Annotated in this window: 14 protein-coding genes; 3 read left to right on the forward strand and 11 right to left on the reverse strand. The window is 71.0% G+C overall.

Annotated elements, in window-relative coordinates; translation table 11 throughout:
* Positions 1-2: 2 nt before the first annotated feature.
* Positions 3-440, reverse strand: a complete 438-nt coding sequence (gene hisI, locus ACFWXQ_RS27230; RefSeq protein ID WP_383937146.1) for a phosphoribosyl-AMP cyclohydrolase — start codon at positions 438-440, stop codon at positions 3-5.
* 84 nt (positions 441-524) lie between these two features.
* On the opposite strand from hisI, the gene ACFWXQ_RS27235 reads away from it, so the two are divergent.
* Positions 525-1,160, forward strand: coding sequence for a TIGR03085 family metal-binding protein (locus tag ACFWXQ_RS27235; RefSeq protein WP_383937144.1), 636 nt, complete (start codon positions 525-527; stop codon positions 1,158-1,160).
* A 19-nt stretch (positions 1,161-1,179) separates the two neighbouring features.
* Here ACFWXQ_RS27235 and ACFWXQ_RS27240 read toward each other — a convergent pair whose 3' ends face one another.
* From ACFWXQ_RS27240 to hisD, 10 genes are all read right to left on the reverse strand, one after another.
* Positions 1,180-2,427: an MFS transporter gene (locus ACFWXQ_RS27240; RefSeq protein WP_383937142.1), complete on the reverse strand. Its 1,248-nt coding sequence runs from the start codon at positions 2,425-2,427 to the stop codon at positions 1,180-1,182.
* Between the two features lie 30 nt (positions 2,428-2,457).
* Positions 2,458-3,045: an ArsR/SmtB family transcription factor gene (locus ACFWXQ_RS27245; RefSeq protein WP_383937140.1), complete on the reverse strand. Its 588-nt coding sequence runs from the start codon at positions 3,043-3,045 to the stop codon at positions 2,458-2,460.
* A 143-nt stretch (positions 3,046-3,188) separates the two neighbouring features.
* Entirely contained in the window at positions 3,189-3,944 is a 756-nt protein-coding gene (hisF, locus tag ACFWXQ_RS27250) for an imidazole glycerol phosphate synthase subunit HisF (protein ID WP_383937138.1), read from the reverse strand.
* Positions 3,941-4,339, reverse strand: a complete 399-nt coding sequence (locus ACFWXQ_RS27255) for a RidA family protein (protein WP_189840331.1) — start codon at positions 4,337-4,339, stop codon at positions 3,941-3,943. Before ACFWXQ_RS27255 ends, hisF begins: the two co-directional genes overlap by 4 nt.
* Entirely contained in the window at positions 4,336-5,061 is a 726-nt protein-coding gene (priA, locus tag ACFWXQ_RS27260) for a bifunctional 1-(5-phosphoribosyl)-5-((5-phosphoribosylamino)methylideneamino)imidazole-4-carboxamide isomerase/phosphoribosylanthranilate isomerase PriA (protein ID WP_200398859.1), read from the reverse strand. The genes ACFWXQ_RS27255 and priA overlap by 4 nt, the downstream gene beginning before the upstream one ends.
* Before the next feature lie 3 nt (positions 5,062-5,064).
* Positions 5,065-5,715, reverse strand: a complete 651-nt coding sequence (hisH, locus tag ACFWXQ_RS27265) for an imidazole glycerol phosphate synthase subunit HisH (RefSeq protein WP_383937135.1) — start codon at positions 5,713-5,715, stop codon at positions 5,065-5,067.
* Positions 5,706-5,870, reverse strand: coding sequence for a hypothetical protein (locus ACFWXQ_RS27270; protein ID WP_383937133.1), 165 nt, complete (start codon positions 5,868-5,870; stop codon positions 5,706-5,708). Before ACFWXQ_RS27270 ends, hisH begins: the two co-directional genes overlap by 10 nt.
* Before the next feature lie 4 nt (positions 5,871-5,874).
* Positions 5,875-6,477 (reverse strand): imidazoleglycerol-phosphate dehydratase HisB, encoded by a 603-nt coding sequence (gene hisB / locus ACFWXQ_RS27275; protein ID WP_383937131.1) that lies wholly within the window; start codon positions 6,475-6,477, stop codon positions 5,875-5,877.
* Positions 6,474-7,589: a histidinol-phosphate transaminase gene (locus tag ACFWXQ_RS27280; protein ID WP_383937129.1), complete on the reverse strand. Its 1,116-nt coding sequence runs from the start codon at positions 7,587-7,589 to the stop codon at positions 6,474-6,476. Before ACFWXQ_RS27280 ends, hisB begins: the two co-directional genes overlap by 4 nt.
* Positions 7,586-8,908, reverse strand: coding sequence for a histidinol dehydrogenase (gene hisD, locus ACFWXQ_RS27285; RefSeq protein WP_383937127.1), 1,323 nt, complete (start codon positions 8,906-8,908; stop codon positions 7,586-7,588). The genes ACFWXQ_RS27280 and hisD overlap by 4 nt, the downstream gene beginning before the upstream one ends.
* A 212-nt stretch (positions 8,909-9,120) precedes the next feature.
* Between hisD and ACFWXQ_RS27290 the strand changes: the two genes are divergently transcribed.
* Both ACFWXQ_RS27290 and ACFWXQ_RS27295 read left to right on the forward strand, forming a co-directional pair.
* Positions 9,121-10,704 carry an oxidoreductase gene (locus ACFWXQ_RS27290; RefSeq protein WP_383937125.1) on the forward strand — a complete coding sequence of 528 codons (1,584 nt, stop codon included), beginning with the start codon at positions 9,121-9,123 and terminating at the stop codon, positions 10,702-10,704.
* A gap of 173 nt (positions 10,705-10,877) precedes the next feature.
* The gene (locus ACFWXQ_RS27295) at positions 10,878-11,933 is read left to right on the forward strand and encodes a hypothetical protein (protein ID WP_383937123.1); all 1,056 of its coding nucleotides are present in this window, start codon (positions 10,878-10,880) and stop codon (positions 11,931-11,933) included.
* Positions 11,934-11,940: the final 7 nt, after the last annotated feature.

Raw genomic sequence — 11,940 nt, forward strand, 5'->3', positions numbered from 1 at the left:
CCTTACTGATCCACGGCCGGTACGCCGGAACCGGCGTCCGGGGTGTCCACTGCGCGCTCGGCGCCCCCGGCGTCCTTGAGAAGCACGTCGGCGTCGAAGCAGGTGCGGTCACCGGTGTGGCAGGCGGCGCCGACCTGGTCGACCTTGACCAGCACGGTGTCCGCGTCGCAGTCGAGGGCGACGGACCTGACCCACTGGAAGTGACCGGAGGTGTCGCCCTTGACCCAGTACTCCTGGCGGCTGCGCGACCAGTAGGTGCACCGGCCGGTCGTCAGCGTGCGATGCAGCGCCTCGTCGTCCATCCAGCCGAGCATCAGCACCTCTCCGGTGTCGTACTGCTGGGCGATGGCGGGGACGAGCCCGTCGGCGCTGCGCCTGAGGCGTGCGGCGATCTCGGGATCCAGGCCGCTGGGCCTGCTGGGCGGGGGCGTGCTGGTCATGACGCCCATTGTGCCGCGCCGGTCCGACACTCCTGTGCCCTTGTCCACTGGGCGGACCCCGGAGGCAGTCGTAGGCTGGCAGGCATGTCGACCCATGCCAAGCGTGAACGACTTCTCCTCGCGGATCTGTTGGAGACGGAGGGCCCGGACGCCCCCACTCTGTGCGAGGGCTGGAACACCCGTGATCTCGCCGCGCACGTGGTCGTGCGCGAGCGCCGCCCGGATGCCGCGGGAGGCATCCTGATCAAGCAGCTCGCCTCACGCCTGGACCGGGTGATGACCGAGTTCACCGACAAGCCGTACGAGGAGCTGATCCAGCTCATCCGTACGGGGCCGCCGCGCTTCTCGCCCTTCTCGCTCAAGCAGATCGACGAGGCGTCCAACGCGATCGAGTTCTACGTCCACACCGAGGACGTACGCCGTGCCCAGCCCGACTGGGTCCCGCGCGAGCTCGACCCGGTCTTCCAGGACGCCCTCTGGTCCCGCCTGGAACGCACGGCCCGCCTGATGGGCCGCGGCACCCCCACGGGCCTGGTCCTGCGCCGCCCGGACGGCCAGACGGCGGTCGCCCACCGGGGCACCCCGGTCGTGACGGCCACCGGCGAGCCCTCGGAGCTGCTGCTGTTCCTGTACGGCCGCAAGAACGCGGCCGAGGTGGAGCTGGAGGGCGACAAGGACGCGATCGCGAAGCTGCACGAGGCGAAGCAGCTGGGCATCTGACAGCTGCTTCGGTGTTCGGCTACTTCGGCAGTTCGGCCCGGCGGAGGTCACGGACGCACAGCGCCAGTACCCCGCCGAGGCCGCACACGGCCGCGCTGACCACGAAGACCGGGCCCGTGCCCCACACGCCGATCGCAGCGGCGGACACCGGCATGCCGAGCGGGGCGAGACCGAGGCTGACGATGCCGGCCACGGAGCTGACCCTGCCCAGGTAGGCGGGGTCGGACCGGGTCTGCAGCAGTGCGCCGCACAGGGCGCCGCTGAGGCCCGTGAGCAGGCCGATGAGGACGGCGACGCCCGCTGCCGCGACGACGTTCGGCACGTAGGCCAGGGCGCCGACCGCGACCGAGCCCGCCAGGATCGTCACCGCCATGACGCGTCCGGCGTGCGGAAGGCCCCCGCGTACGGCGATCAGCAGCGCGGCGGCGCCCGCGCCCACGCCGAACCCGGCGAGCACCCAGCCCACCCCTGAGGCACCCCAGCCGCGCTCGTCGGCGAGCAGGGTAAGACCCACGTTGAGCGGGCCGACGAAACCGAGGTCCCCGAGGGCGATGGCGACGATCAGCGGGGCGAGGACGCGGTGGCCACGGATGTACCGCAGCCCGTCGCGGAGGTCGCTCCAAGCGGTGGGGCGCTCGGTGGCCCTGTCGTCCCCGGGAAGATCGGCGACCCGCAGGGAGACCAGCAGGGGCACCGACACCGCGATCAGCAGCCCGGCCAGTCCGAAGGCGGCGGCCGGCCCGCCCAGCGCGATGCCCAGACCGCCGAGCGGCGCACCCACGACGTTGGCGAAGCGGATGGCGAGGCCGCGCATGCCCTGGACACGGGTGAGCTGGCCACGGCCGGTGATACGGGCCGGCAAGGCGCCCACCGCGGGCATGAAGACGGCGTCGACCGTGCCGAAGACGAGGGCGAGCAGTGCCAGCGGCCACAGCCCGGGGGTCGTGGCGAAGAGCAGCGCGGCCACCGCGAGCACGGCCGCGCACCGCACGGCGTCACTGCCGATGACGACCTTCCTGGGACCGAACCGGTCGGCCAGCACTCCCCCGCCGAGCATCAGCAGGGCCCGCGGCACGGCGCTCACGGCCGCCACGATCCCCGCCTGCGCGGGCGTGCCCGCCTGGACGGCGGCCCAGGTCAGCGCGAGGTAGTAGACGTTGTCGCCGACCATGGACGCGGCGTACGCGCCCAGCCACCGCAGAACGTTCGGGTCCCGGTGGGCCGGCCCGTCGGAGACGGCGGCCGGGGGTATGGACGTCGTGGACATACGGGGATGCCCTCCCAGGGCTGCGAACTCTCAGGTGCGGAACGGGAATCCGTACACATGCAGCGCGACGTTCTCGCGCCCCTCGGTCGCGCCGGCCGCCTCGGCGGCGCGGCCCTTCTCGTCGTACTTCCTGGCGAGGGCGAGCAACTCCTCGCCGAGTTCGGCCAGTTCGGCGGAGGTCAGCCGCAGCAGCGACTCGTTGTCCGGTGCGGCGGTGTTCCATTCGGGGCCCCAGGCGAGGCGTTCGTCGAGGTAGCGGCGGTACATGTCGGCCCGCTGCTCGTGGAAGAGCCTGGTGGCGGCCAGATGCGCGGAGGCCCTCTCGGGTGCGTCCCGGAAGTCCTTGTCCCGGATGCTCACGCCCTGCGACGAGGGCTGCCACCAGCGCTCGCGGGCGTCCCCGCTCTGGGGCTCGGCCGCCTCGATCAGCCCGTGCTCGGCGAGCTTGCGCAGGTGGTAGCTGACCAGTGAGACCGCTTCGTCGACCTGCTCGGCGAGCTGGGACGCGGTGGCGGTACGGGCCACGCACAGCCCTCGGTACAGCTGCATCCGCAGGGGGTGGGCCAGCGCCTTGAGGGTGCCCAGGTCCGTGATCGGGAGGTTCTCCGTGCCGCTCATGCACACCACCGTAGATACAAAAGAAAAGTTGCGCAATATAAATTGCGCAACTTTCCCTTCGCATCCCGCCACGAGTAAGCCCCGGCCACCAGGTGACCGGGGCTTACCGAACCTCTCCTACGCGAGACCGGGTCTCCGGGGCGTCACCGCACCGGATGCCCCGCCTCCCGCAGCGCCTGCTTCACCTCGCCGATCCGCAGATCGCCGAAGTGGAAGACGGACGCGGCGAGCACGGCGTCCGCGCCCGCGGCGACGGCCGGCGGGAAGTCGGCCAGCCGGCCCGCGCCGCCGGAGGCGATCACCGGCACCGTGACGTGCTTCCGTACGGCCTCGATCATCTCGATGTCGTAGCCGTCCTTCGTGCCGTCGGCGTCCATCGAGTTGAGCAGGATCTCGCCCGCGCCCAGTTCGGCGGCCCGGTGCGCCCACTCGACGGCGTCGATGCCGGTGCCCTTGCGGCCGCCGTGGGTGGTGACCTCGAAGGAACCCGACTCCGTCCGGCGCGCGTCCACCGAGAGGACCAGCACCTGCCGCCCGAACCGCTCCGCGATCTCGCGGATCAGGTCGGGGCGGGCGATGGCCGCCGTGTTGACGCCCACCTTGTCCGCGCCCGCCCGCAGCAGCTTGTCGACATCCTCGGAGGTGCGCACACCGCCGCCCACCGTCAGCGGGATGAAGACCTGCTCGGCGGTGCGCCGCACCACGTCGTACGTGGTCTCGCGGTTGCCCGAGGACGCGGTGATGTCCAGGAACGTCAGCTCGTCGGCGCCCTCGGCGTCGTACACCTTGGCCATCTCGACGGGGTCGCCCGCGTCACGCAGGTTCTGGAAGTTGACGCCCTTGACGACCCGGCCGTTGTCGACGTCCAGGCAGGGGATGACTCGTACGGCCAGGGTCATGACTCGGGTGCCTCTCGGTACGCCTCCACCTCGACCTCGACCACCAGGCTGGGGTCCACGAAACCGGAGACGATGATCATGGATGCGGCGGGCCGGACGGAGTCGAACAGCTCCTTGTGGGCGCGTCCGACGTCCTCCACATCGCGGGCGTGGGTGAGGTACATACGCGTCCGTACGACGTCCTCGCGGCCGAGGTCCAGCTGCTTCAGCGCCGCCAGCGCGACGTTGAACGCGTTGACCGCCTGCTCGTACGGGCCGCCTCCGGCGATCTCGCCGTCCACTATCGACGTGCAGCCGGAGACCAGCACCAGCCCGTTCGGCAGCTCCACCGCGCGGGAGTACCCGAAGGCCTCCTCCCAGGGGGCTCCGGTCGAGACGCGTCGCAGATCGCTCACTTGGCCACCGCCTCCAGGGCCTCTTCCAGGGTGAACGCCTTCGCGTACAGGGCCTTCCCGACGATCGAGCCCTCGACACCGAGGGGCACCAACTCGGCGATGGCACGCAGGTCGTCGAGCGACGAGACCCCGCCGGACGCCACCACCGGGCGGTCGGTCGCCGCGCACACGTTCTTCAGCAGCTCCAGGTTCGGGCCCTGGAGCGTGCCGTCCTTCGCGATGTCCGTGACGACATACCGCGCGCAGCCCTCCTTGTTGAGGCGCTCCAGCGTCTCGTAGAGGTCGCCGCCGTCGCGGGTCCAGCCACGGCCGCGCAGGGTCGTGCCGCGTACGTCGAGGCCGACCGCGATCTTGTCGCCGTGCTCGGCGATGACCTTGGCGACCCACTCGGGGGTCTCCAGGGCGGCCGTGCCGAGGTTCACCCGGGTGCAGCCGGTGGCGAGGGCCGCGGCGAGCGTGGCGTCGTCGCGGATGCCGCCGGACAGCTCCACCTTGATGTCCATCGCCTTCGTGACCTCGCCGATCAGGGCGCGGTTGTCGCCCGTGCCGAACGCGGCGTCCAGGTCCACGAGATGCAGCCACTCGGCACCCGCCCGCTGCCAGGCGAGGGCCGCCTCCAGAGGAGAGCCGTACGAGGTCTCCGTGCCGGACTCGCCGTGGACGAGGCGGACCGCCTGGCCGTCACGGACGTCGACGGCGGGGAGGAGTTCGAGCTTGGCCATGGTCTACAGGGTTCCGATCCAGTTGGTGAGCAGCTGCGCTCCGGCATCGCCGGACTTCTCGGGGTGGAACTGCGTGGCCCACAGAGCGCCGTTCTCGACGGCCGCCACGAAGGGCTTGCCGTGCGTCGACCAGGTGACGAGCGGGGCGCGCATCGCCGGGTTGGCGACTTCGAGGTTCCAGTCGTGGACGGCGTACGAGTGCACGAAGTAGAAGCGCGCGTCGGCCTCAAGGCCCGCGAAGAGCTGGGAGCCCGCCGGTGATTCGACGGTGTTCCAGCCCATGTGGGGCACGATGTCGGCCTGCAGCGGCTCGACCGAGCCGGGCCACTCGTCGAGGCCCTCGGTCTCGACGCCGTGCTCGATGCCGCGCGCGAAGAGGATCTGCATACCGACGCAGATGCCCATGACCGGCCGGCCACCGGCGAGCCGCCGCCCGACGATCCAGTCGCCGCGCGCGTCCTTCAGCCCCTGCATACAGGCGGCGAAGGCGCCCACGCCGGGCACCAGCAGGCCGTCCGCGTTCATGGCCTTGTCGAAGTCACGCGTTATCTCGACGTCGGCACCCGCGCGCGCGAGGGCGCGTTCCGCCGAGCGCACGTTCCCGAAGCCGTAGTCAAAGACGACTACTCGTTTGGAAGGGGAGCTCAATTCCACACCTCCAGCCTCAGGACGCCCGCGACCAGACACATGCCGGCGCCGATCGACAGCAGCACGATGAGACTCTTTGGCATCTGCTGCTTGATGAAGGAGTAGACGCCGCCGAGCAGGAAGAGCCCGACGACGATCAGTACGGTGGAGAGGCCGCTCATGGCTTTACAGCGCGCCCTTCGTGGAGGGAAGGATTCCGGCGGCGCGCGGGTCGCGCTCGGAGGCGTACCGCAGGGCCCGGGCGAGCGCCTTGAACTGGCACTCCACGATGTGGTGCGCGTTGCGCCCGTACGGCACGTGCACGTGCAGCGCGATCTGGGCCTGCGCGACGAACGACTCGAAGATGTGCCGGGTCATCGTCGTGTCGTACTCGCCGATCATCGGCGCCATCTTCTCGGGCTCGGTGTGCACGAGGTAGGGGCGGCCGGAGAGGTCGACGGTCACCTGGGCGAGCGACTCGTCCAGCGGGACCGTGCAGTTGCCGAAGCGGTAGATGCCCACCTTGTCGCCGAGCGCCTGCTTGAAGGCGGCGCCGAGCGCGAGGGCGGAGTCCTCGATGGTGTGGTGCGAGTCGATGTGCAGGTCGCCCTCGGTCTTCACGGTCAGGTCGAACAGACCGTGCCGGCCGAGCTGGTCGAGCATGTGGTCGTAGAAGCCGACCCCTGTCGACACATCGACCTTGCCGGTTCCGTCGAGATCGATCTCGACGAGGACCGACGTCTCCTTGGTCACCCGCTCGACTCTTCCAACACGCCCATCGCGAGTCATGCGCTCTGCTCCTTCTTCAGTTCACGTACCGCGTCGAGGAACGCGTCGTTTTCGGCGGGGGTTCCGGCGCTGACCCGCAGCCACCCCGGTACGCCGTTGTCCCGGACCAGGACGCCCCGGTCGAGGATCTTCCGCCAGGCCTCGTGCGAGCCGTTCTCGCCGTCGAACCGCCCGAACTGGACGAAGTTGGCGTCCGACTCGGTCACCTCGAAGCCGATCGCCCGCAGTTCGAGGACCAGCCGGTCCCGCTCGGTCTTCAGCTGCTCGACGTATCCGAGCAGGGTGTCGGTGTGCTCCAGGGCGGCCAGCGCGGTCGCCTGCGTGACGGCCGACAGGTGGTACGGCAGCCGTACGAGCTGGACGGCGTCCACGACCGCCGGGTGCGCGGCGAGATAGCCGAGGCGCAGCCCGGCCGCGCCGAACGCCTTCGACATGGTCCGCGAGACGACGAGATTCGGCCGACCTTCGAGCAGCGGCAGCAGCGAGTCGCCGTGGCTGAACTCGATGTACGCCTCGTCGACGACGACCATCGACGGCTTCGCCGCCTGCGCGGCCTCGTACAGCGCGAGAACCGTCTCGGGCGGAACCGCGTTGCCCGTGGGGTTGTTGGGAGTGGTGATGAAGACGACGTCGGGCTTGTTCTCGGTGATCGCCTGCTCGGCGGCCGCGGCGTCGATCGTGAAGTCCTCGTTGCGAGGGCCGGAGATCCATCCGGTGCCGGTGCCGCGCGAGATCAGGCCGTGCATCGAGTACGAGGGCTCGAAGCCGATCGCCGTGCGGCCGGGCCCGCCGAAGGTCTGCAGCAGCTGCTGGATGACCTCGTTCGAGCCGTTGGCCGCCCAGACGTTCTGGATTCCGACCGCGTACTTGCCGGTCTTCGTCAGGTACTTGGCCAGCTCGGTGCGCAGCTCGACCGCGTCCCGGTCGGGGTAGCGGTTGAGGTTCCGCGCGGCCTCGCGCACCCGCTCGGCGATCCGCTCGACGAGCGGCTCGGGCAGCGGGTACGGGTTCTCGTTCGTGTTCAGCCGTACGGGGACGTCGAGTTGGGGCGCGCCGTACGGGGACTTGCCGCGCAGCTCGTCGCGTACGGGGAGGTCGTCGATGCCGGTCACTTGCTGGGCACCTTCCAGTCGAACCTTGCCTTGACGGCGGCACCGTGGGCGGGGAGGTCCTCGGCCTCGGCGAGCGCCACCACGTGGTGGGCCACCTCCGCGAGGGCGTCGCGCGTGTAGTCGACGATGTGGATCCCGCGCAGGAAGGACTGGACCGACAGGCCCGAGGAGTGGCAGGCGCAGCCGCCGGTCGGGAGCACGTGGTTGGAGCCGGCCGCGTAGTCGCCCAGCGAGACGGGCGCCCAGGGACCGACGAAGACCGCACCGGCGTTGCGAACCCGGCCCGCGACCGCGCTCGCGTCGGCCGTCTGGATCTCCAGGTGCTCGGCGCCGTAGGCGTTGACGACCCGCAGGCCCTCGTCCACGCCGTCCACCAGCACGATCGCGGACTGCCTGCCGCTGAGCGCCGGGACGATCCGGTCCTCGATGTGCTTGGTGGCCGCGACCTGCGGCTCCAGCTCCTTCTCCACCGCGTCGGCCAGCGCGACCGAGTCGGTGACCAGGACGGCGGCGGCCAGCGGGTCGTGCTCGGCCTGGCTGATCAGGTCGGAGGCGACGTGCGCCGGGTCGGCGCTCTCGTCGGCGAGGATCGCGATCTCGGTCGGACCGGCCTCGGCGTCGATGCCGATCTTTCCCGCGAAGTAGCGCTTGGCTGCGGCGACCCAGATGTTGCCCGGGCCCGTGACCATGTTGGCGGGCGGGCAGGACTCGGTGCCGTACGCGAACATCGCGACGGCGGTCGCGCCACCGGCCGCGTACACCTCGTCGATCCCGAGCAGCGCGCAGGCGGCCAGGATCGTGGGGTGCGGCAGACCATCGAACTCGGACTGGGCGGGCGAGGCCAGCGCGATCGACTCGACGCCCGCCTCCTGCGCCGGGACCACGTTCATGATCACGGACGACGGGTAGACGGACCTGCCGCCGGGCGCGTACAGCCCGACCCGGTCGACCGGCACCCACTTCTCGGTGACCGAGCCGCCGGGCACGACCTGGGTGGTGTGCGTGGTGCGGCGCTGCTCGCGGTGGACGATTCGGGCGCGGCGGATCGACTCCTCAAGGGCCGCCCGGACGGCCGGATCGAGCCGCTCCAGCGCGTCGGTGAGCGCCCGCGCCGGGACGCGGACGGACTCCAGGCGTACGCCGTCGAACTTCTCCGCGTAGTCGATCAGCGCCGCGTCTCCCCGATGATGCACGGCCTCGCAGATCGGCCGCACCTTCTCCAAGGCGGCCGAAACGTCGAAGTCGGCTCGGGGCAGCAGGTCGCGCAGAGCGGAGCCCTCGGGGAGGGCGTCGCCACGCAGATCGATTCGGGAGATCACGAACCAATTCTCTCAGACACGGATCGGGCGTCGGACGGCCGTATCAATCGCTGATACGGGCCCCGGATCACCGGTCGGCACGTGGCCCGATTTCGTTGTTGGCGCGGGTTCCGGAAGATCGCCTTCACCGTCGGCGTTCAGGCTGTCACCCAGCGGGCATCACAGGAACGACTGTACGAAACCCGCGAGTAGCGGGGGAGAAAGGGAAGACCGTGACCCAGGGGGCCGGCGTCCGCGCCGGAGAACTGCCCGATGACCTGACCGCCGCCGAAGCCGGGATGTGGCAGGCGTTCCGCAACGGCAGCGTGTACGACCTGCGCGCCGGGAACACGACCGTCGATGATCCGCACGGCGGCCATCCATGGGGTCCCGAGCGCTGTGTACGGGCCCGGATAGTGGCCTGGCTGCTGCTGGACGGACCGCCCGCGCTCGACGGCCGCGTCGCCTCCCTGAAGCTGACCGGGGTCCAGATCGTCGACGTGCTCGACCTCGCGGGCGGCACGATCGAGCCGTACGTCGAGATCAAGGGCTGCCGGTTCGAGAAGGAGGTCCTGCTGCCGGAGGCCCGGTTCACGACCGTGCGCCTGGTGGACTGCGCGGTGCCCCGTCTTGAGGCGGCCCGGGTGCACACCGAGGGCGATCTGCATCTGCCGCGCTGCCGCTTCCACAACGGCGTCCGCCTCACCGACGCGCACATCGGCACGGATCTGCTGCTCAACCAGGCGATCGTCTACCGGGACCGGCGCGGGCGCTCCCTCACAGGCGACGGGATGACCGTCGGGCAGGACCTCCAGGCCGAGATGCTGGAGTCGCACGGCGAGCTGAGCCTGCGCGGCGCGAAGGTCGGCGTCTCGCTCAGCCTGCGCGGCAGCCGCCTGGCCAATCCGTACGGCAGCCGCCGCGCGCTGAACGCACCGCAGCTGACCGTCGAGCGCACGCTGTACCTGACGCCTGCGAGCGTCGGCGACCCCCTCCACACCAGCGGCCGCACCCCGGCGCGCGGCACCCGCGTCCAGCGGTTCGAGTGCGAGGGCGGGATCCGGCTCGACGACGGCCGGTTCGGGGACGCGGTGGACTTCGAGCAGGCCCGCCTCATCCTGCGGGACGGCCAGGAGATCTCACTGCGCCGCGTCCAGGTGCCCGAACTGCGTTTCCTCGGCGAGCGCCCGCAGCGCGGAAGGGTCGTGCTGAACGGCGCGAAGGTGGTCAACCTGATGGACCAGGCCACCAGCTGGCCGGGCGCGGGCCAGCTGCAGATGGGCGGCTTCCAGTACGAGTACCTCGTGCCGCGCGGCCCGTTCCCGCTCGCCCGGCGCCTGGAGTGGGTGGCCGCGGCGACGCCGGAGTACAACCCGGAGCCGTACGAGCGGCTGGCGACCGTGCTGCGCAACGGCGGCGAGGACGTGGACGCCCGCGAGGTGCTGCTCGCCAAGCAGCGCCACCGCCGCGAGAACCTGCCGATCGCCGCCAAGCTCTGGGGGTACGCGCAGGACTGGACGGTCGCCTACGGGTACCGGCCGGGGCGGGCGGCCGTATGGATGGCCGTGCTGTGGGCGGCGACCTCCATAGCCTTCGCACATGCCGACCATCCGCCGCTCAAACGCGGCGAACATCCGCCGTGGAACCCCTCGCTGTTCGCCCTGGACCTGCTGCTCCCGGTCATCGATCTCGGCCAGGTCGGCTACTGGCAGCTGCGCGGCGGCTGGCAGTGGCTGTCAGCGGTGGTGATCCTGCTGGGCTGGATCCTTGCCACGACGGTGGCCGCGGGCGCGACACGCATGCTGCGCAGGGTCTGAGCAGGGCCCGGGCAGGGGCTGAGCAGGCCTCTCACCCGGGTCGCGCACAGCCGCCGGACACATGAACAACAGTCACCTTTTACCCGGCCTTGACCATTCCGCACGCAACCAAAATACGGTTACAAAAGCGTCACCGCGTACCCCCTGGCACCCGTCCGACCTGCGGGTTTTCAATGGGCACCACCATGGCACTGCTGCGCGCGCTCCTCCGTACCGCACGGATGGCACGGAACACTTCGCGCCTCGCCGCCGGTCTGTCCGCCGACGACGAGGTACTGCTCGACGCGCCCGACGAGCGGCTCGGACCGGCGCTCGTCGCCGCGGGCCGCGGCGAGTACGGGACCGCGGCGAAGCTGCTGTCCACCACCCGGGAGGCCGCCGAGTGGGAGAACCGGGACCGGTACGCGACACGGCTCGCCGCCTTCGCGCGCTCCCGCACGGAGTGGTTCGACGACTGGTGCTCCGACGCCCCGCACGACCCGGACGCGCTGCTGGTCAAGGCCGAGCTGGCGGTGTGCCGGAGCTGGGAGTCGCCGGCCCGCGCCGAGCTGCTGCGCCAGGTCGGGCCGCTGATCTCCGCCGCCGCCGAGGGCGACCCGCGCGACCCGGTGCCCTGGCGCATCGCGCTCGACCACGCCCGGGGCACGAACACCCCGCACACCGCGTTCGAGGGGCTGTGGGCCGAGGCCGTACGCCGCTCCCCGCACCACTACGGCTGCCATGTGGCCGCCCTCCAGTACCTGTCCGCGGCCTGGTACGGCTCGCACCGCGAGTGCTTCGACTTCGCCGAGCGGGCCGCGCAGGACGCCCTGCCCGGCTCCCTCGTCCAGGCCCTGCCGGTGCGCGCGGCCTTCGCGTATCTGACCGAGGGCGGCGGAGCGGCCGTGCCGCGCGAACGCCTCGACACGGCGGCCGACCTCGCGATCGCCGTCTCCGGGGAGTACGCGACCGCCGACCCCTGGCCCGCGGAGGTCCGCAACCTGCTCACCTACGTGCTGATCCGCCTCGAACGCTGGCAGGACGCGCTGGCGGAGCTGCACCGGATCGGGCCGTACGCCACCTCGTTCCCGTGGGACCGGGTCTCGGACGACCCGCTCGGCCAGTTCCTCGAACTGCGCGACGGAATACGGATCGAGGTGGCCTCGGGCATGCCCCTGAAACTACGCAACGGGGATCTTCCGTATCCACGGAGTGAGCACGGCGGACGTGCGCCCTCCGGTGACCATTAGGCTTTCT

Source organism: Streptomyces sp. NPDC058697 (genome assembly GCF_042715345.1).
GTDB classification, from domain to species: Bacteria; Actinomycetota; Actinomycetes; order Streptomycetales; family Streptomycetaceae; genus Streptomyces; species Streptomyces liliifuscus.

Coding starts and splice junctions, on each gene's coding strand:
- hisI (WP_383937146.1), bottom strand. CDS start 440: ATGACCAGCACGCCCCCGCCCAGCAGGCCCAGCGGCCTGGATCCCGAG.
- ACFWXQ_RS27235 (WP_383937144.1), top strand. CDS start 525: ATGTCGACCCATGCCAAGCGTGAACGACTTCTCCTCGCGGATCTGTTG.
- ACFWXQ_RS27240 (WP_383937142.1), bottom strand. CDS start 2,427: ATGTCCACGACGTCCATACCCCCGGCCGCCGTCTCCGACGGGCCGGCC.
- ACFWXQ_RS27245 (WP_383937140.1), bottom strand. CDS start 3,045: ATGAGCGGCACGGAGAACCTCCCGATCACGGACCTGGGCACCCTCAAG.
- hisF (WP_383937138.1), bottom strand. CDS start 3,944: ATGACCCTGGCCGTACGAGTCATCCCCTGCCTGGACGTCGACAACGGC.
- priA (WP_200398859.1), bottom strand. CDS start 5,061: ATGGCCAAGCTCGAACTCCTCCCCGCCGTCGACGTCCGTGACGGCCAG.
- ACFWXQ_RS27270 (WP_383937133.1), bottom strand. CDS start 5,870: ATGAGCGGCCTCTCCACCGTACTGATCGTCGTCGGGCTCTTCCTGCTC.
- hisB (WP_383937131.1), bottom strand. CDS start 6,477: ATGACTCGCGATGGGCGTGTTGGAAGAGTCGAGCGGGTGACCAAGGAG.
- ACFWXQ_RS27295 (WP_383937123.1), top strand. CDS start 10,878: ATGGGCACCACCATGGCACTGCTGCGCGCGCTCCTCCGTACCGCACGG.